The organism is Pedobacter sp. KACC 23697 (assembly GCF_045348445.1).
In the GTDB taxonomy this organism is placed as follows: domain Bacteria; phylum Bacteroidota; class Bacteroidia; order Sphingobacteriales; family Sphingobacteriaceae; genus Pedobacter.
Genome location: NZ_CP157485.1, coordinates 711,865 through 730,303, shown reverse-complemented (window position 1 = coordinate 730,303; position 18,439 = coordinate 711,865). Strand labels below are relative to the sequence as shown.

Sequence of the window (18,439 nt, the reverse complement as noted above, 5' to 3'; positions counted from 1 at the left end):
CTGGCAGTATACAAATGCTAATTACCGATATAAACAATTAACCGATTAACCTGATTATGGTGAAATTTTTAAAAATAACAGCAGTAATAGTCGTATTGCTGCTTGTTTTTTATTTTGGTTTTTTTAAATACAGGCAAATCCAGGCCAATAATGTATTAATTCCTGCAACTACAGCAACTTTATTTAAAATAAACGTGGATGAGTTATACAAAACTATGGCGGTTAGTTACCTCAAACACCCCAATGAATATGGAGCAGATAAGAAAGGAATTAAAGAAAAGGTTAATGATTTAAATACAGGCTTAAAAATTCCTGCCAGCATTTACATCTATGCTTTAAAAGGAAAGCTTAAAAATACATTTTTTTCGCGTCTAGCAATAGCTGATTGTTTGGCTTTTAAACGCTTTATACTAAAAAAACGCTCATTAATAAAAAAAGACACTAATTTTTTCCAGTCAGCCGACTCAACACTTTGCCTTTTGTTTAACAAAAAAACTTTAGTACTAGCATTTACGCCTAAAAAGGAACTTGTTAAAAAAGCTATGGAAGAAATATTGGCTCAGAAAAACATGGTTAAAATTAGCGATAGCCAGTTTGAGCAAATGGCTGGACTATCCGATCACTTTTCTTTTCAAGATGCAGAAAACTTAAGCAAGATTAATTTTAATGATGGAAAAATTACTTTGAAAAGTGATTTGATGAACAAGTGGTTCGAACCTGCTGCACAACCCAAACACCGAATTTTGAATCCAGAAAGTACAGTAAGTATGTGGTTAAACGGCAAATTCAAACCTGATTCATCTAAAAAAAATACTACCGCTAGCTCTTCAGCATTTTCTAAGGATAACTTTTTCAAGTTTTATAAAGGTTATCTGGATTTTGAATGGACCAGTACTGTAAAGCAGATTGACACTGTTATCACTTACGAATACAATGATGACTTTGAACAGGTAGAAAAGAAAGTGGCCAGAGAGCGGAAGATTCCGGGCATGACCCTAAATATGAGTGCAAATGACCAGGAGGTAAGTAACTACCTTAAATCGTCAGGGCTACTTGATCAAGCAACAGGAAAAATTAGTGCCACAATGATTCCGCTGTACCAGGTTTACTTTAAGGGTTACAATGGTAACATTCAATTGAGCACATTGTCAAACACTAAGTCAGACCTTAAAATGGAAGCAGCAGATAATTTCTTTTACTTGAAAGTGGATATAAAAAAGCTGATTAACCAAATACCCTTCCTAACAGTTAGCAATAATCTGAATATCTTCAGTCAGATAGAGCTGAATGCAAAAAGTTCAGGAAAAGATAAAATTAAATTAGAATCGGAACTTTTATTCGTAAACAGGGATGCCAATGCCCTTATGCAGCTTTTAAACGTATTTAAAAATGGCTTCAACCATTCCCTGGATCTTAATTTATCTGTTGATATTCCGGTAAGCAAGTAAAGTATTTCCCGTATCGGTAAGGTGATTTAAAAACGTTCTGCACCCCAATACAATGGAGAAATTAAAAACAAACCTTCGCATCCAAACCTTGATGGGACGTATGCCGGTTCCTTCAATTGGCAGGAGGTACAGCAAGCCTAATCTGCTCTTATAAAACACAGACTTCTCCTTTCCAAAATAAAACCGAAACATGCGCTGTTATATTTGTTCTTTATTTTATTAACTAAACGTTGGTATATTCGTAAGTTAATAACCCAAAAACATCTTAAATGCTTCACGATAATTTGATTCTTATTTTGGTTTTACTTTTAGGTGTAACCCTATTGGTGATGGTTGGCCAGAAGATAAAAATCTCCTATCCTATCTTTTTGGTATTGGCCGGCTTACTGATTGGCTTTATTCCTGGTATTCCACATATTAAAATCGATCCGGATATTGTTTTCTTACTTTTTTTGCCACCCTTACTTTATGAAGCGGCCTGGTTTACTTCGTGGAAAGATTTTTGGGAATATAAGGGAGCCATATTTTTAATGGCCGTGGGTTTGGTTTTCATTACCTCAATGGCTGTTGCTTATGCATCTGTAGTGTTTATACCAGGTTTTACCCTGGCGCTGGGCTTTTTATTGGGGGGCATTGTTTCACCGCCCGATGCCGTTGCCGCAGCAGCAGTATTAAAAGGCATGAAGATTCCGAAGGTTGTAAGTACTTTACTGGAAGGAGAAAGTTTGGTAAATGATGCTTCCAGTTTAATTGTGTTTAAATTTGCATTAGCTACTGTAGTTAGCGGCTCATTTGTAATGCAGGATGCGGCGGTAAGTTTCGTTACTGTTGCCGGCCTGGGTATTTTAATTGGCCTTGCTATTGGCGGCATATTTTATGTTATCCACCGTTGGTTACCAACAACCGACAATATTGATACTGTACTTACCTTACTCACACCATACTTTATGTACATTATTGCCGAGCATTTCGAAGCTTCCGGAGTAATGGCTGTAGTATCAGGTGGCTTGTTACTCTCCAGTCAATCGCATATCATCCTAACCTCAAATTCCAGGATAAAAACCGTCAATGTATGGTCGTCATTAGTATTTATGCTTAATGGTGTTGTATTTATATTGATTGGCCTGGCCTTACCAGATATTGTAAGTGGTTTAGGCCCTGATTATCCGATAACAAAAGCTATCGGTTATGGATTTGGGATTAGTATACTGGCTCTTATTGTCCGCCTGGTATGGTTGGTTTCAACAGCTCAGATTACACTACTGTTTAATAAAAAAACACGGATCCGTTATCGTGATATGACATGGCATTCTTATGTGATCATTATTTACGCGGGTATGAGAGGTGTGGTATCTTTGGCCGCCGCACTTTCCATTCCGGTAATGATCTCTGATTCGGTAGCCTTTCCTTTAAGAAACCTGATCTTGTTCATTACTTTCGTGGTCATTTTCATTACATTGGTTTTACAAGGCCTTACCCTACCACTGGTGATTAAATGGCTTAAAATTCCGGAGCCAAAAAGTAAGTTAACTGAACAAGAACAGGCTAATCAGATTAAACTAAAATTGATTGATCTTTCCTTAGATAAATTAAATACAGATTATCAGCTCCAATGTACACACAATGAGTTAATGGTTAATTTAAAAGCAGAGCTACACCATTCTTTAAAAGAAAAAAGGGACAATATCCATGCTTACAGAAGAGGCGAAATTGATAAAGAAGATTTAAAAGCCTATCGGGAAATTGTGCTGGACTTAATTCAACTTCAGCGCGAGGAATTACATCATTTAAAGCGCAACAAAAAATACGACGATGACGTGATCAGAAAAGAAGAATGGCGGCTGGATTTAGAAGAGTTGAGCATTACATCTTAAGGCCGGTTTAAAGCTAAATAAATAGAAAAGGTCTGGTTATTAAAGAACAGTAAGCAAACTGGCAAGTAATAAAAAATCCCTGCAAATGTTACATCTGCAGGGATTTTTGCTTTAAGCTTTAGTCTTTCAGCTTTGTGCCCTTATGGCCAAACGCCCAGGTTCATGTAAGAAACCGCAATTTTATCGATCGAATTAACGAAAGCAGCAGTTCTTAACGTTTGCGTACCTGGTTTTGTCATTAAAGTTTCGCGGATTTCGTGATACGAATGAATCATCGTATCTTCTAGTCCAGAGTTAACCAGCTCCATTTCAGATGCACCTTTAACAATCATTAAACGGTGCTCCGGAAGAATGGTTTTTCCGGTTAAGTTCTCTAAAGTATTGATCAGATTAGCATTTGAATTAGCCGCATAACGGTTTTCCATACGTCCAAAAGCCACGTGAGAAAGGTTTTTCAACCATTCGAAATAAGAAACCGTAACACCACCCGCGTTGCAATACATATCTGGAATGATAATACCACCCATTTCGGTAAAAATAGCTTCAGCTTCTGGCGTAGTTGGTCCGTTGGCACCTTCTGCAATAATTTTTGCTTTAATATTACGGATATTTTGCTCAGTAAACTGGTTTTCTAAAGCCGCCGGAACAATGATATCGCAATCCTGCTCCAAACCTTCCATGGAATTTTTAAAGCTGGTAGCACCAGGGAAATCTAAAATTGAACCTGTGTTTTTACGGTGTGCAAAAACCTCATCAACATTTAACCCGTTAGGATTGTAGATAGCACCTTCAAACTCGCAAAGTCCAACAATAGTTGCACCAAATTCGGCTAAAAATTTAGCGGAGTGATAGCCCACGTTACCTAAACCCTGAACAATTATTCTTTTATCACCTAAACCAGCCTTAAAGCCCAGCTTAGCCATATCTTCTGCAACTTCAACACACTCACGTACAGCGTAAGCCACACCACGGCCTGTTGCCTCTTTACGACCACGGATACCGTGTAAAGCAATTGGCTTACCCGTAACGCAACCCAATGCATCAAGCTGCCCCGGGTTCATCGTCATATAAGTATCTGCAATCCAGCTCATTTCGCGCTCACCAGATCCATAATCAGGAGCAGGAACATCAATACCAGGACCAATAAAGTTTTTCTTGATTAATTCTGTAGTATAACGGCGGGTAATGGTTTCTAACTCTGCAACACTGTATTGTTTAGTGTTAATTTTAATACCGCCCTTTGCACCACCAAATGGAACGTTAACAATAGCACATTTGTAAGTCATCAGGGCCGCTAGCGCCATAACTTCATCTTCGTTTACCATTTCACTGTAACGGATACCACCTTTTGTAGGGCTCATGTGGTGAGAGTGCTCTACGCGCCAGGCATCAATTACTTCAAAACCATTTCCGCGGCGGATGGGGAACTGGAAACGATATACACTATTACATGTTTTAATCTGGTTCAATAAACCTTCAGGATGATTGGTAAATTGAGCCGCACTGTCAAAGTTCTTACAAACATCTGCAAAGAACTTGTTCTCGTCTGCTAGATTAGCCATTATTTATTTTTTATATTGAATAAGTTTTCGGTGCAAAATTGCCTAAAAAAAACGCACATATCCAAATGCAAAAATACTTAGTGTACAGCTAACACCACCTTACAGAGAACAGGTAAAAGGCTTTATACCAATTATGCAAATATGTTCAAAAACAACATTTAAACAGGTTTAAACAATGATATGTACATCTGTCAGCAGGAATAAAACGACTATTTTGATAGGTTTAATAACGGCCAAATCTTAGCAAAAAAAATTATAAAAAAAATATCCACATGACCATTTTATTACGATACTGATCAATCGAAAGTCAAAAACACCATCTTAATTACGAATATCATAATTTCGCATCCTGAAATAAAGCAAGAAAAAAGGAGATCAATGTAATTTGATCCCTCTAAAAAACTATCCAGGCCATCGCAATAACGACCTTTTATTTATTTACCGATCTGATTTTCTTTTTCGATCTTCTTCAATCTTTTATCAATGAAGAAAAGGTAGGCAAGCAAACCTACCAGTATAATGACGATGCAGATAACGATGACGTAAATTTTTCCGTCGCTACGTAGCTTATCGGCCATTTCTACGCCATTATCCTGTGCAAATAACTGTAGCGTAGCCATCATTAATATCAGGGAGAAAAATATCTTCTTCATTTTAGTTATGTTGTTGTTTGTTCTCAATAGTACGTATTCTGAAACGGATGGTATACACCCAGTAACCAATTAAAATCCAGCCCAAACATGCCGGGTAAAATACCATGCGCATGCGGCTATCTAAATCATAACTGTTAAAACCGGGATTACCGCCATTGCCCGGGTGTAAAGAATCTTTTAAGCGGGGTAAAACAAAAAGTAATACCACCATCATTGGAAAGGCAAAAATATTGTAAATGGCAGAAATCTTTGCTCTTTTTTGTTCTTCATCAATCGCATTCCGGAGAATTAAATAAGCAAAATAAAGCAAGATAGAAATGGCGGCAAAATTTTGTTTAGGATCGAAACTCCAAAACTGTCCCCAGGTAAATTTCGCCCAGATGGCACCCGTTATTAAACCTAAAAGACCAAAAACAATACCGGCATTAACACTCTCTACAGCTTTCATATCATCGATTTCACTTTTGGTGCTCAACGATTTTACACTGTAAAAAACAGAGATCGAAAACAGTACAATCATCGCAAACCACATGGGTACGTGGAAATAAAGATTTCTGATTGTTTCATTTAATATTGGTAAACGGGGTACGCCCAGCAATAAACCTGCAATTGCAGTATAGATCACCAATATTGAACCTAAAATTTTCCACCAAGTTTTATGCATATTTATATTTAATTATTGAATGTAGATTTCCCCATCCGTTTTCCGTCTTCCATATTTAGTCTCTCCAAAGGTAAGGAAATAACAATAAAGACGTTGCCACCATGAGTACATTCACCACCAGCAACATCGCAATTTCATCGTAACTATTCTCCCATGGCAAGCCATCAACTGCATTTTTAGCCAGTTTGATTAATAAGATCAATACCGGAATAATAATCGGAAAGCTTAAGATCGCCATTAGCATTCCCCCATTACCCGCCTTACTTGCAATGGCCGAAACCATAGTAAAAACGGTAGAGAAACTGATACTGCCCAATACCACGGCTACATAATAAAGCAATAAATCGGGCGGGGTAAAAGAATCGAAAACCAGTGTATAAAAGCCTAAAGCAATTGTGGTCAAGACCAACATGAGAAGTATATTATATACCGTTTTAGAAATTAAAACCGCAGCCGGACTTGCCAAAACGTAACTATACAATTGCTGACCTTTGGTTTCCTGTAAAAAACTTTTTGATACGCCATTGATGGAGGCAAAAAGCATGATGATCCAGAACAACGCATTCCACGTTAATTTATCGCCCAGGCTAACAAAAGAGAGGTAACAGGTAAAAATAGTAGAAACCACATAAAGCAACACACCGTTAATGGTATATTTGGAGCGCCACTCTAACAATACTTCCTTGTGAATTAAATATTTAACCTCTTTGGCCAATTGCATAACCGCAAAGATAAATAATTGCTTTATTGTTGGATGGCTTTATTGTTGTATTGTTGTAATTTTGTTCAGAGGTTAAGCTGGACATTTTAGTCATGGAAGCACAAAAAAACGGAATGAAATATGGTGCACAACGATCTGAGTTCATCCGTGTAAATCTGTGGTAAAACATAAATATGAACTACGCATCAGTTATAGAAACACCTGTCGGCAGATTAATCATCCTTTCTGATGAGGATTTTGTGCATGCCGTTACCTTTGAAGAAAAGGATATTGCTGATTTGAAAGAAAACGAACTGACCATAAAAGTTGCCAACCAATTAAAAGAATATTTTAATGGAAATCTTAAGGATTTCGATTTCCCGATGAAACAGAAAGGAACCGAATTTCAGCGGGAGGTTTGGCAGAATTTATTGACCATACCTTTTGGCGAAACGATTTCTTATGCTAAATTTTCGGTTCATCATCCATTAGCGATAAGGGCTATTGCCGCTGCAAACGGAAAGAACAATATAGCGATTGTAGTGCCATGCCACAGGGTAATTGGCAGCAATGGCAAACTTGTTGGTTATGCCGGTGGTTTATGGCGTAAACAATGGCTGTTGCAACACGAACGTGAAGTTGCCCGGAAAGGACAAACTGAACTAAAATTTTAAAACCATATTTTTTTGAAGATGAATACAGATCAAGCCGGAACACCTAACAATTACCTGAAAGCAATCCGTTTAATTAACATCGAAGAAGATAAATGTACCTTCGAAATTGGCAAAATTCCTATCCGTCAACATATCAATGCTAATTATTTTTTCGCCCAAACCGATGTATCCGCTTTAGAGAAAATTCCTCATCCTGCCCCGCGCCGTCAATATGTAATTACACTGAAGGGTAAACTCCGTTTTACCGTAAGCAGTGGCGAAACTTTTATCATCGAGCCAGGAATTGTACTCATTGCAAATGATACTGCAGGAGATGGGCATACCTGGGAAATTGTGGACGGTAATGAGTGGGAAAGAATTTATATTCCGTTGGATGAAGGTACCGATGATTATTTTATAGCTGATTAAGGTATACAAAACCAGAATCCGGTCAGTTTCGTAAATCCTATCAAAACCGATGAGATGATGAAAACGATCTGCGCCCTACTTTTTGTTCTTTTTACCTGTTTGCCAATGGAAAAAAATGTTCCGGTAGCCAAATTAGATTTAAAAAAATATGCCGGAACCTGGTACTCGCTATACTCTATCCCTACCGTTTTTGATAGAGGAAGCCGTGAAACCACAACCAGATATACCTTAAATAAAGATGGCTATTACAATGTTCTCACCACTTATAAAAAACCCGGGGATGAGAAGGTTTATTCCAGAAGTTCGAAAATGTTCCCATCCGAAGATGGAGACAAAGGCGAGTTACAGGCACAATTTATCTGGCCAATAAAAGTTGACTACTGGGTTATAGAACTTGCAGCTGACTACTCTTATGTAGTGGTGGGTCATCCCGATCATAAATTTTTATTCATCATGAGCCGCAATCAGACAATACCGAAGAAAACCCATGATGAAATTGTAGCCAGATGCAAAGCTAAAGGGTATGATGTGACTAAATTAACCTCGCAGTTGCATGAAAAAGTCTAAGCTGCTATTTTTTCGCCACGTTTAACACTGAAAAGCATCAATATAACACCCACCAGCAATACAATCCAGCCCCATTGGAAATGAACAACTTTGCCGATCAATTTATTGGCGAAGCCATATTTAGTGTAATTATTTGCCGTAAAATAAACAGCAATAACAGCTAGAATATACCAGATAGCCATAATGAAACTCATAAACCTAAATGCTCCAACCTTTCTGATAAACAGGAACAATACTGAAACAGCGATAATGGCATATGTGATTAAAAATAAACGCGCATCAGATTGATACAAGTTCCAGTTACCCTTGATCGGTACTTTCAACATTGGGCAGAAACCTGCGATAACACATAACAAAATGCCTAACCAAGCCCTGAATTTATTTAATACTAACATCGTTAAAAATGATTACACTGATTTTAAAGATTCCATTAATTGGTATTTGTTTGTAATGGAAGTTAATGGTTAAATCGCTAACTTACCTCGTATTTTTTAAAGACTAAAGACTAAAGACTAAAGACTAAAGACTAAAGACTAATGACTAAAGACTAAAGACTAAAGACTAAAGACTAATCTACTGCCCTTCAATAATCCCCATTTTATCTGCAAAGTGAGCGCAATAGTCGCGCAGATCTTCTACAATCAGCGTTTCGCCCGTTGCTTTTAAAAAGCTATCGCCCATAGTTTGAAGCGTTTCATAGAAAAAACGTTTCATTTCATCAACGGGCATATCTTTTGTCCAAAGATCTATTTTTAAGGTATTTTTATAATTATGATCCCAAACGGATAAAAACAAAGCCTTTGCAGGCACTTTATCAGCATTTCCAGAATCTGTACTCTCCCAAAGTATATTATCCGGGTTGTTGCCTTCATCTAACTCAACAGTTAATTTTATTTCTGCTTTTTTCATTTTTCTAATTTGATTCACCGATTAATGGATTACACCGATAAAAGGATGCTTAGCCTATCAGTCTAATTTTCCGGGTGCAAAGATGATTAATTAATTTGATTCCATGGATGAGTAGATCATACTGATTCACATGGCAGAGATATTTTTACGGTTTAATTACGCTATCTTTTGTAAGATTAATATCAATACAGCGGCAATAACAATAAAAACCAATTCAATAATCCAAATCCTTTTAATATCCTTGAGGGTAAAGCGAAAAATCATATCTGTTATAAATGTTACCACAATTAAACAACCCAATATCAGGAGATAAAAACCATCCAGGTTGATGTGTCTTGGTGCTGCACTTTTCTCCGTAATAAGATTTACAACCACCAGGCCAAGCCCTGCTGCGCTTACAATATTTAAAGGCGTAATCCTAAAGTTCATCTGTGTTTATTTATTTGTTTTCAATTGTCAGATGGAGCCTTTGACAATTGAAATAATTATTTAGAAAATTAATAATTATTTTAATTGTGTCGGGTTCATTACTTTTTCTTATCGAATTTTTTGCCTTTTTTAAAACTCTTTATCTGTTTACCGGCTTTTGCTTTGGCTTTCTCCCTCACCTTTTTTTCGATTGCCGCAGCATGCTTTTTCTCGTGAAAAGCCCCTTTAAAATCAGGATCTTCCTTACGTTTTTGCAAATCAATTTCTTTCGCTATCTGCTGGCGCTCTTCATAAAGGGTTTCCTCAATGAAAACACCCTGCGGTATAACTTCCACCGGGATGGATTGGCGGATTAGTTTTTCAATTTTACGGATATAATATTTTTCAGCTTCGGTAGCAAAAGTTATTGCATCTCCCTTAGCAAATGCTCTTCCGGTACGGCCGATACGGTGTACATAATCTTCTATAATAATGGGTACATCGAAATTGATCACATGGCTTACATCACTCACATCAATCCCCCTACTGGCCACATCTGTAGCCACCAGCACCCTGACATTACCTTCTTTAAAGCTATTTATAGAGTTAATCCTGGTGTTCTGTCCTTTATTGGCATGGATTACACGAACATTTTCAGCACCATATCTTCTCTCAATAAAACTGAAAATATTATCGGCAACTGTTTTGGTTTTACAGAAAATAATCAGACGGTTAAAAGTCTCATCATTTTTCAGTAAATGCTGCAATAAGTTAATTTTCGTTTTAAAATTCGGAACGTAATATAAAGTCTGCGTTACATTTGCCGCAGGGGTTGCCTGTGCAGATGCCTCAATTACAAGTGGATTATTCAGGAAATCGCCTGCAATTTTCTGCACTAAATCGCTCATGGTTGCAGAAAACAACAAATTCTGGCGTTTGCGTGGAACAATCTCCAAAATCCGGTGAATAGAGCCAATAAAGCCCATATCCATCATTTTATCGGCCTCATCCAGCACCAAAAACTTTAAACTCTGGGTATTGATATCGCCTGTTAAATATAAATCAAGGAAGCGGCCCGGTGTAGCAATCAGGATATCAACACCTTTAGCCAACTGCTCTTTCTGTGTTTTCGGACCAATTCCGCCAAAAATAACTAAGGAACGTAAATCGGTATAGGTAGAAAATAATTTTACCTGTTCTTCAATCTGCATGGCCAGTTCGCGCGTTGGCGACAAGATCAAAGCACGTATATTTTCGCCTTGCGCATATTTCAGCTGCATTAAGATCGGCAATACAAAAGCCGCGGTTTTTCCTGTACCCGTTTCTGCAATACCAAAAATGTCCTGTCCGGATAATACCGGAGCGATTGCTTTTTCCTGTATTGGTGTGGCAACGGTGTAACCTGCATCGGCAACTGCATTTAAAATTTGCCTGTTTAACTTAAATTCTTCGAACGATTTTGCCATAGCGCACAAAGATAGTTTATTTGAGCCGAAAAGGCTCAAATATAGTCCAGAGTTCGGAGTCTTCAGTCTTGAGTCTTACTTTTAAAAAAAATTAAAGCTATAAATCCTCAGGTTAAATCAGCTAATTTACATTTTAAACGCTTAACCAATTTAAACAGTTAACCCAAATTATTACCTTTGAAACCATGAATACTTACCTGATAAAAGCTGCTACAATTGTAAACGAAGGACAAAAAATTGTTGCTGATGTATTGATAAAAGATGGATTAATTGCCAAAATCGGGCAAAATTTAGCTGCACCTGGTGCGCAGGAAATTAATGCAGAAGGACAATACCTTTTACCAGGAATGATTGACGATCAGGTTCATTTCCGCGAGCCGGGATTAACCCATAAGGCCGATATTTTTACCGAAAGTATGGCTGCTGTAGCCGGAGGAATTACCTCATTTATGGAAATGCCCAACACGGTACCCAATACTTTAACTCAGGATTTATTGGCCGATAAATATGAAATTGCAGCACAAACCTCGCTGGCTAACTACTCCTTTTACATGGGTGCCAGTAACGACAATATTGAGGAGGTTTTAAAAACGGATCCAAAAAACGTGTGTGGTATTAAGGTTTTCATGGGTTCATCGACTGGCAATATGCTGGTTGATAACGAGAAAACCTTAGAAAACATCTTCAGCAAAGCACCAATATTGGTAGCCACCCACTGTGAAGATGAAGCAACCATCCGCCATAACCTGGCTGAATATAAAACTAAATATGGTGATGACCTCACGATTGAGATGCATCCTTTAATCCGCAGCGCTGAGGCTTGTTATAAATCTTCTTCATTAGCAGTCGAACTGGCAAAAACTTACCAAACGCGTTTGCATATTTTACATATTTCTACGGCAAAAGAAATAGCCTTATTTGATAACATTACGCCATTAAAGGATAAAAAAATTACGGCTGAAGCCTGTGTCCATCACCTTTGGTTTAACGATAAAGATTATGCTTCAAAAGGAAATTTCATTAAATGGAATCCTGCGGTAAAAACGGAAGCCGATCAAAAAGGTGTACTTAAAGGTCTTCTTGAAGACTATATTGATGTGATTGCCACAGATCATGCCCCACATACACTGGCAGAAAAGCAGCAGCCTTACGCTCAAGCTCCATCCGGCGGCCCGTTGGTACAGCATGCTTTACCGGCTTTATTAGAAATGCATTTGCAGGGTAAAATCTCGTTAGAGAAAATTGTTGAAAAAACAGCTCACAACCTGGCGATCTGCTTCGATATTGAAAAACGCGGTTTCATTCGCGAAGGCTACTGGGCAGACTTGGTACTGGTAGACTTAAAAGATTCATGGAAAGTAACCAAGCTTAACAATTTTTACAAATGCGGCTGGAGCCCTTTCGATGGAGATACTTTCCAGGCCAGTATTACACACACTTTTGTATCAGGAAATCTGGCTTATGTTAAAGGAAAATTCACTACCGATCAGACAGGTAAGCGTTTAACTTTTACCAGATAGATTTGTTATATTTGTTTAGATTAACAACTTGTCATGACAGATGCACAATTATTTTCAGAAATTTTGGCCCTGCCTTCAAACCTGAACCAGGAGGTATTTGATTTGGTTACTCATTTGAAAGAAAAAGCAAAGAATAAAAATTTATTTTTTGACAACAAAGTTGAAGAGCCTACCCCAAAATACGGCAAAAAATTTTCAGATATACTTTTAAACGGCCCTGTCTTTTCTGATGCGCAAATTCAAAAAATCAAAAAAACAAGAAAATCATTAAATGAATGGCGAACCAAATAATGAATATATTGAGGACCTAAAGATGACTAAAAGTGATACCACTAACTAGAGAAATCTTCATTCATTCATTCCAAAAGGCCATTTCAGTAAATAATGACTAAACCTATAATTATTAAATCAACTGTAATTCTAGGCTTAGCTATCCTGATTTATGTTTTTGGCTTCTTCCCTACCCTTGTCCAGCAATATTACTCAACCGGCTTTTATCCTTATATTTCTTCAACATTAAGGTTTATATCTGCTCTGTTTCCTTTTGCAATAGGAGATATTATTTATGTTCTGCTTATTGGCTTTGTACTTTATAAAATCGTTAGATTTTACAAAAGGCGTAAATCGCTAAAAAAGCAGGATAGAATTATTGTCCCCTTACAGATTTTAAACTTCTTCTTCATTCTCTATATCATTTTCAAAATCGTATGGGGCTTAAATTACAGTCGACCAAGTATAAGTGAAGAATTGGGCATAGGAAATGAAAAATATAATGTTAAAGAATTAGTTGTTCTGGGCAATTATTTCGTTGATAAAACCAATGCCCTAAAATTGAAACAAAATAAAGTGCCCGTTTATACGGTTAATCAGCTGGAATCTAAATCTGCGGCTGCTTATTCATCTATGGAGAAAAGAAACTCAGTATTCAGCTATTCCAATCCTTGCTTAAAATCGGTTTTAAATTCATGGATCATCAGTAAAATCGGTATTGAGGGTTACTATGCACCGCTTTCAGGTGAAGCCAATATGAACATGAATTTGCCTGACTTCGTAAAACCTTATGTGAGCTGCCATGAAATTGGGCACCAATTAGGCATTGCTTACGAAGATGAAGCTAATCTTTTGGGATACCTGACCGCAAGTAACAGTCCTGACGTGAATTACCGATATTCTGCCAATTATGAAATGTTACGGTATATTTTATTCGAAATCAGAATGAAATCACCTGAAGATTACAAAACACTTCGTGCAAAACTTTTGCCACAGGTGCTGGCTGATTTTAAAACCGAAAAAGAATTCTGGCGTAAATACAATGGCGATATGTTCGGTTATATGGATGCCGCTTTCGATCGTTTCTTAAAATTAAATAACCAGCAAAAAGGGATCGATAGCTATCAGGACATTGTGATCTGGCTGTGGAATATTTATAAGTCTGAAAGTCAGGGGTCCGAAAGTCAGAAGATCAAGCGATAAATACCTCCATCATTCATTTTCCCTGAGATATTTCAAATGACTTAACCGTGTATCGCCTCTTTTGTACCAAAACTCTGGATCAGTTCTCCTTCAAAATCCAGCCACTCTTTCCAGCGTTTATCCACATCTACATCGGTACTGTACTTACGTGCAAAATTTAAAAATGTAGTATAATGTCCGGCTTCCGAAACCATCAGCTCGTGATAAAATTTAGCCAGTTCCTGATCTTTAATATTTAATGAAAGTACCCTGAAACGTTCGCAACTCCTGGCTTCGATCATGGCTGCAAACAAAAGCCTGTCGATAAAAGCCTGGTTACGGCTTCCGTCTTTTTTACTGAATTTCACCAAACGTCCAACATAATCATCTTTCCGCTCGCGGCTTAAAGTATAACCCCGTTTTTTAATAATTTCAATTACCATCTGAAAATGCTGCATTTCTTCAATGGCAATGGCCGTTAACTCATCAACAAGATCCTGGTGTTCAGAATTCTGTGTAATTAAGGTAATTGCATTACTGGCCGCTTTTTGTTCGCACCAGGCATGGTCAGATAAAATTTCTTCCAAATTCGATTCCGCAATATTTGCCCAACGCGGGTCTGTCAATAATTTTAATCCTAACATCTGATGCTTTGTAACTGAGCTGCAAAATTAGAAATAATCGGCACGGTTTTAAAATTGTGAGCTAAAAACCATTTATTTTGCAGAAAATTAAATCATGATCCCTAAGCAATTATTAATTATTGGATTGGTTTGGCCAGAACCCGCATCGTCGGCCGCAGGCACCAGAATGGTCCAATTGGTTGATTTATTTTTGGCCAACGGCTATCAGGTCACTTTTGCTTCGGCAGCATCAAAAAGCGAATTCAGCTACGATTTTAGTCATACCCCGGTTATTGAACAGGAGATAAAGTTAAATGATGAAAGCTTCAATGCTTTTTTAAAAGCGCTAAACCCCGATATTGTGTTGTTCGATCGTTTTATGATTGAAGAACAATACGGTTGGCGGGTACAGCAGGAATGCCCAGGTGCCTTGCGGATTCTAGACACTGAAGATTTACATTTTTTACGGCAGGCCCGCCAGCAAAGCACTAAAAAGCTGGAAGCGCTAAACCTGTTTTCGGATATCGCCAAGCGCGAAATTGCGGCTATCCTGCGTTGCGATCTGTCTTTAATTATTTCTGAAGCAGAAATAAAGCTGCTTGAAGAGCAATTTAAAATTGACCCTAGTTTGCTGTATTATCTGCCATTTTTAGAGCAGAAAATCACGGCAGATACCATTCAAAAATGGGTTCCTTTTGCAGAAAGGGCCAATTTCGTTTTCATTGGTAATTTTCTTCACGAGCCCAACTGGCATACTGTACAAACCTTAAAAACCAAAGTATGGCCTTTGCTCCGTAAAAAATTACCCGAAGCCAGCTTGAATATTTATGGAGCCTATCCCACGCAAAAGGTATTACAGCTCGAGAATAAAGCAGAACGGTTTTTCATTAAAGGTAGGGCCGGAAACGCACTGGAAACCATTGCCAGGCACAAAATTTTACTTGCCCCAATCCTGTTTGGTGCAGGTGTTAAAGGCAAATTTATTGATGCCATGTTAACCGGTACGCCATCTGTTACTACAACTATTGGTGCCGAAGCTATGAAAGGCGACCTACCCTGGAATGGCATTATCGAAGATGATTTAGCTGCTTTTGCCGAGCAGGCTGCTCAACTATACCAGCATGAAGCTGAATGGCAGACGGCACAGCAAAAGGGTATTCAAATTATCAACCAACGTTACGACTCCACTACTTTTGCTGATGCTTTTATGCAGAGGATCAATGAATTGTTTTCTGGTTTAATTAAACACCGCCAGAATAACTTTTTCGGACAGCTTTTAAATCACCATACCGCTCAGAGCACAAAGTATATGAGCCTTTGGATTGAAGAGAAGAATAAATAGAGTCAGAAGTCAGAAAGTAAGAGGTACGAAGATGTCGCGGCATAAAACTTCAACTTAAACTCCCAACCAATAACACACCCGATCTTCTGAATTCGGTCTCCGGACTTCCGACTAAAAACTATTGACTTTTAAAAAACATTCAGGTTCTGAAACCTAGGAACAATATTGTAAATTTGCGGCTATGGCAAAAATATCAATTAACCTTGCTACAGGTTCGTTTCAAAAGGAAGAAATTATCGTAGGAATAGATTTAGGCACCACCAATAGCCTGGTTGCATTTATTAATCCTGATAAAAACCCACAGGTAATTAATGATTCGGGCAAGGGCGTATTGGTACCATCAGTAGTTTATTTCAATAACCAGAACGAAGCCATTGTAGGTAATGAGGCTAAAGAATTTTTAACCACCGACCCATCAAACACCATATTTTCAGTTAAAAGATTATTAGGTCGTTCGTATAAAGACGTAGCCGATCATGCGGCTACTTTTTCTTATAAAATTATTGATGATGATACCGATGCATTGGTAAAAATTCAGGCCGGAAACCGTTTTTACACGCCGATCGAATTATCTGCAGAAATCTTAAAAGAGCTAAAAGCCAGAGCCGAACATGCCTTAAAAACACCTGTTAACAGGGCCGTAATCACTGTTCCTGCTTATTTTAACGATAGTCAGCGGCAGGCTACCCGCGACGCGGGAAAACTGGCTGGCTTAGATGTAATGCGTATTGTGAACGAGCCTACTGCCGCCAGTCTGGCTTATGGCATTGGTTTAGATCCTTCCCAACAGCAAACCATTGCCGTTTACGATTTAGGTGGAGGTACCTTTGATGTTTCTATCCTACAGATTCAGAATGGAATTTTTGAGGTGTTGGCCACCAACGGAAATACCTACTTAGGCGGCGACGATTTCGACCGTGCAATTTTAGAATACTGGATCGCTCAGAACAAAATTGACGTAACTGTGCTGGCCCAAAACAATATTCTGATGCAAACGCTGAGGTTACAGGCTGAGGCAGCAAAAAAAGCATTATCGAGCCAAAATTTATACAATGAAAAAATTGGCGAAATCTGGTGCACACTTGATAAGCAAACTTTTGAGCGATTGATTGCTGCCAAAGTGGAAGAAACCATTACTGCCTGTAAAAACGCATTAAAAGATGCTGATTTAACTGCCACTGATATAGATGAGGTTATTTTAGTAGGAGGTTCTACCCGTACGCCGTATGTAAAGCAGGCAGTAGAAAATTTCTTTGGCAAAAAACCTCAAGACAACATTAACCCCGATGAAGTAGTGGCTTTAGGTGCAGCCATCCAGGCGGATGTTTTGGCCGGAAACCGCTCAGATATCTTATTGTTGGATGTGACCCCCCTTTCTTTAGGTATCGAAACCATGGGTGGTTTAATGGATGTCATTATTGCACGTAACAGCAAAGTGCCTACTAAAGCCGGACGGCAGTACACCACTTCAGTTGATGGCCAGGTAAACATGAAAATTTCTGTTTACCAGGGTGAGCGCGATCTGGTTAAAGAAAACCGTAAACTTGCTGAATTCGATTTAAAGGGAATCCCCGCTATGCCGGCAGGGTTGCCTAAAGTAGATATCAATTTCCTGCTCAACGCAGATGGTATTTTAACCGTACAGGCTATAGAATTGCGTTCTGGCGTAAAACAAGAGATCGAAATTACACCAAGCTACGGCTTAAGTGACGATACCGTTGAGAAAATGCTTTTAGACAGCATTGAGCACGCACAAAGTGATGTAACACAAAGAATGCTGATCGAAGCCCGAAGCGAGGGAGAGCAATTGCAATATACTGCCGAGCGCTTCATCGAAAAACATGGTGAGCATTTGACCGAAGCAGAAATATCGGAAACTAAAACACATATAGAAGCGCTTAAAATGGCTTTGGCCAGTCAGGATAAAGACACCATCCTTAAAAAAGCAGATGAACTGAACGAATTTACCCGTCCTTTTGCCGAACGCGTAATGGATGCTGCGATTTCTACCGCGATGAAAGGCAAGAAGATAGAGTAGTTTTCAGTTAGCGGTTGCCAATTTTCGGTTCGTAGTTTAAATTTAGACACGTTCTGCTGAAATCTTTTCAGAATCGCCAGGTATCAGCTAATATTGAATTTATTTTACTTACATGGTGCAATCTGATTCAG

General features: G+C 38.3%; 19 protein-coding genes. 10 read left to right on the top strand and 9 right to left on the bottom strand.

The features are described 5' to 3' along the window. Window positions 1–56: 56 nt before the first annotated feature. Window positions 57–1,448: a hypothetical protein gene (locus ABEG20_RS03030; protein WP_406825921.1), complete on the top strand. Its 1,392-nt coding sequence runs from the start codon at window positions 57–59 to the stop codon at window positions 1,446–1,448. 269 nt (window positions 1,449–1,717) lie between these two features. Continuing rightward, on the top strand, window positions 1,718–3,322 hold the full coding sequence (locus tag ABEG20_RS03025; protein WP_406825920.1) for a Na+/H+ antiporter: 1,605 nt from the start codon (window positions 1,718–1,720) through the stop codon (window positions 3,320–3,322). A 140-nt stretch (window positions 3,323–3,462) separates the two neighbouring features. Here the strand turns inward: ABEG20_RS03025 and ABEG20_RS03020 are convergent, their stop codons facing one another. From ABEG20_RS03020 to ABEG20_RS03005, 4 genes are all read right to left on the bottom strand, one after another. Then, complete coding sequence (locus tag ABEG20_RS03020; protein WP_406825919.1) at window positions 3,463–4,884, bottom strand: Glu/Leu/Phe/Val family dehydrogenase; 1,422 nt, start codon at window positions 4,882–4,884, stop codon at window positions 3,463–3,465. Between the two features lie 434 nt (window positions 4,885–5,318). Beyond that, the gene (locus ABEG20_RS03015) at window positions 5,319–5,537 is read right to left on the bottom strand and encodes a CcmD family protein (RefSeq protein ID WP_406825918.1); all 219 of its coding nucleotides are present in this window, start codon (window positions 5,535–5,537) and stop codon (window positions 5,319–5,321) included. Window position 5,538: 1 nt separating this feature from the next. Then, window positions 5,539–6,201, bottom strand: a complete 663-nt coding sequence (ccsA, locus tag ABEG20_RS03010) for a cytochrome c biogenesis protein CcsA (RefSeq protein ID WP_406825917.1) — start codon at window positions 6,199–6,201, stop codon at window positions 5,539–5,541. A 55-nt stretch (window positions 6,202–6,256) separates the two neighbouring features. After that, on the bottom strand, window positions 6,257–6,922 hold the full coding sequence (locus tag ABEG20_RS03005) for a heme exporter protein CcmB (RefSeq protein ID WP_090499499.1): 666 nt from the start codon (window positions 6,920–6,922) through the stop codon (window positions 6,257–6,259). Window positions 6,923–7,095: 173 nt separating this feature from the next. On the opposite strand from ABEG20_RS03005, the gene ABEG20_RS03000 reads away from it, so the two are divergent. The 3 genes from ABEG20_RS03000 (at window position 7,096) to ABEG20_RS02990 (ending at window position 8,550) form a co-directional block, all read left to right on the top strand. Continuing rightward, complete coding sequence (locus tag ABEG20_RS03000) at window positions 7,096–7,575, top strand: methylated-DNA--[protein]-cysteine S-methyltransferase (RefSeq protein WP_406825916.1); 480 nt, start codon at window positions 7,096–7,098, stop codon at window positions 7,573–7,575. Window positions 7,576–7,593: 18 nt separating this feature from the next. Beyond that, a complete protein-coding gene (locus ABEG20_RS02995; protein WP_406825915.1) occupies window positions 7,594–7,983 on the top strand; it encodes a hypothetical protein in 390 nt (129 codons plus the stop codon). Between the two features lie 105 nt (window positions 7,984–8,088). Then, window positions 8,089–8,550 carry a lipocalin family protein gene (locus tag ABEG20_RS02990; protein ID WP_406825914.1) on the top strand — a complete coding sequence of 154 codons (462 nt, stop codon included), beginning with the start codon at window positions 8,089–8,091 and terminating at the stop codon, window positions 8,548–8,550. Here the strand turns inward: ABEG20_RS02990 and ABEG20_RS02985 are convergent. From ABEG20_RS02985 to ABEG20_RS02970, 4 genes are all read right to left on the bottom strand, one after another. Next, window positions 8,547–8,945: a hypothetical protein gene (locus tag ABEG20_RS02985; RefSeq protein ID WP_406825913.1), complete on the bottom strand. Its 399-nt coding sequence runs from the start codon at window positions 8,943–8,945 to the stop codon at window positions 8,547–8,549. The genes ABEG20_RS02990 and ABEG20_RS02985 overlap by 4 nt on opposite strands. Before the next feature lie 178 nt (window positions 8,946–9,123). After that, window positions 9,124–9,459: a gliding motility protein GldC gene (gldC, locus tag ABEG20_RS02980; RefSeq protein ID WP_090499491.1), complete on the bottom strand. Its 336-nt coding sequence runs from the start codon at window positions 9,457–9,459 to the stop codon at window positions 9,124–9,126. A gap of 156 nt (window positions 9,460–9,615) precedes the next feature. Next, entirely contained in the window at window positions 9,616–9,888 is a 273-nt protein-coding gene (locus ABEG20_RS02975) for a hypothetical protein (protein WP_406825912.1), read from the bottom strand. Window positions 9,889–9,986: 98 nt separating this feature from the next. Next, entirely contained in the window at window positions 9,987–11,333 is a 1,347-nt protein-coding gene (locus tag ABEG20_RS02970; protein WP_406825911.1) for a DEAD/DEAH box helicase, read from the bottom strand. Between the two features lie 185 nt (window positions 11,334–11,518). Here ABEG20_RS02970 and ABEG20_RS02965 point away from each other — a divergent pair, with 185 nt between their 5' ends. From ABEG20_RS02965 to ABEG20_RS02955, 3 genes are all read left to right on the top strand, one after another. Further along, the gene (locus tag ABEG20_RS02965) at window positions 11,519–12,853 is read left to right on the top strand and encodes a dihydroorotase (RefSeq protein WP_406825910.1); all 1,335 of its coding nucleotides are present in this window, start codon (window positions 11,519–11,521) and stop codon (window positions 12,851–12,853) included. A 33-nt stretch (window positions 12,854–12,886) separates the two neighbouring features. Next, a complete protein-coding gene (locus ABEG20_RS02960) occupies window positions 12,887–13,144 on the top strand; it encodes a hypothetical protein (protein ID WP_406825909.1) in 258 nt (85 codons plus the stop codon). A 93-nt stretch (window positions 13,145–13,237) separates the two neighbouring features. Further along, window positions 13,238–14,326 (top strand): DUF3810 domain-containing protein, encoded by a 1,089-nt coding sequence (locus tag ABEG20_RS02955; protein WP_406825908.1) that lies wholly within the window; start codon window positions 13,238–13,240, stop codon window positions 14,324–14,326. 41 nt (window positions 14,327–14,367) lie between these two features. Here the strand turns inward: ABEG20_RS02955 and ABEG20_RS02950 are convergent, their stop codons facing one another. Beyond that, window positions 14,368–14,949 (bottom strand): tRNA-(ms[2]io[6]A)-hydroxylase, encoded by a 582-nt coding sequence (locus ABEG20_RS02950; protein ID WP_406825907.1) that lies wholly within the window; start codon window positions 14,947–14,949, stop codon window positions 14,368–14,370. Between the two features lie 94 nt (window positions 14,950–15,043). Between ABEG20_RS02950 and ABEG20_RS02945 the strand changes: the two genes are divergently transcribed. Further along, window positions 15,044–16,270 carry a glycosyltransferase family 4 protein gene (locus tag ABEG20_RS02945; protein WP_406825906.1) on the top strand — a complete coding sequence of 409 codons (1,227 nt, stop codon included), beginning with the start codon at window positions 15,044–15,046 and terminating at the stop codon, window positions 16,268–16,270. Between the two features lie 181 nt (window positions 16,271–16,451). After that, complete coding sequence (gene dnaK / locus ABEG20_RS02940) at window positions 16,452–18,308, top strand: molecular chaperone DnaK (RefSeq protein WP_406825905.1); 1,857 nt, start codon at window positions 16,452–16,454, stop codon at window positions 18,306–18,308. The last annotated feature ends 131 nt before the right edge of the window (window positions 18,309–18,439 follow it).

Bases quoted from the DNA above. Each gene is read 5' to 3' on its own strand.
- ABEG20_RS02985 (WP_406825913.1), bottom strand. From the start codon at position 8,945: ATGTTAGTATTAAATAAATTCAGGGCTTGGTTAGGCATTTTGTTATGT.
- ABEG20_RS03020 (WP_406825919.1), bottom strand. From the start codon at position 4,884: ATGGCTAATCTAGCAGACGAGAACAAGTTCTTTGCAGATGTTTGTAAG.
- gldC (WP_090499491.1), bottom strand. From the start codon at position 9,459: ATGAAAAAAGCAGAAATAAAATTAACTGTTGAGTTAGATGAAGGCAAC.
- ABEG20_RS02955 (WP_406825908.1), top strand. From the start codon at position 13,238: ATGACTAAACCTATAATTATTAAATCAACTGTAATTCTAGGCTTAGCT.
- ABEG20_RS02975 (WP_406825912.1), bottom strand. From the start codon at position 9,888: ATGAACTTTAGGATTACGCCTTTAAATATTGTAAGCGCAGCAGGGCTT.
- ABEG20_RS03030 (WP_406825921.1), top strand. From the start codon at position 57: ATGGTGAAATTTTTAAAAATAACAGCAGTAATAGTCGTATTGCTGCTT.
- ABEG20_RS02945 (WP_406825906.1), top strand. From the start codon at position 15,044: ATGATCCCTAAGCAATTATTAATTATTGGATTGGTTTGGCCAGAACCC.
- ccsA (WP_406825917.1), bottom strand. From the start codon at position 6,201: ATGCATAAAACTTGGTGGAAAATTTTAGGTTCAATATTGGTGATCTAT.
- ABEG20_RS02970 (WP_406825911.1), bottom strand. From the start codon at position 11,333: ATGGCAAAATCGTTCGAAGAATTTAAGTTAAACAGGCAAATTTTAAAT.
- ABEG20_RS02965 (WP_406825910.1), top strand. From the start codon at position 11,519: ATGAATACTTACCTGATAAAAGCTGCTACAATTGTAAACGAAGGACAA.
- dnaK (WP_406825905.1), top strand. From the start codon at position 16,452: ATGGCAAAAATATCAATTAACCTTGCTACAGGTTCGTTTCAAAAGGAA.
- ABEG20_RS03025 (WP_406825920.1), top strand. From the start codon at position 1,718: ATGCTTCACGATAATTTGATTCTTATTTTGGTTTTACTTTTAGGTGTA.
- ABEG20_RS03000 (WP_406825916.1), top strand. From the start codon at position 7,096: ATGAACTACGCATCAGTTATAGAAACACCTGTCGGCAGATTAATCATC.
- ABEG20_RS02990 (WP_406825914.1), top strand. From the start codon at position 8,089: ATGGAAAAAAATGTTCCGGTAGCCAAATTAGATTTAAAAAAATATGCC.
- ABEG20_RS02960 (WP_406825909.1), top strand. From the start codon at position 12,887: ATGACAGATGCACAATTATTTTCAGAAATTTTGGCCCTGCCTTCAAAC.
- ABEG20_RS03015 (WP_406825918.1), bottom strand. From the start codon at position 5,537: ATGAAGAAGATATTTTTCTCCCTGATATTAATGATGGCTACGCTACAG.
- ABEG20_RS02950 (WP_406825907.1), bottom strand. From the start codon at position 14,949: ATGTTAGGATTAAAATTATTGACAGACCCGCGTTGGGCAAATATTGCG.
- ABEG20_RS03005 (WP_090499499.1), bottom strand. From the start codon at position 6,922: ATGCAATTGGCCAAAGAGGTTAAATATTTAATTCACAAGGAAGTATTG.
- ABEG20_RS02995 (WP_406825915.1), top strand. From the start codon at position 7,594: ATGAATACAGATCAAGCCGGAACACCTAACAATTACCTGAAAGCAATC.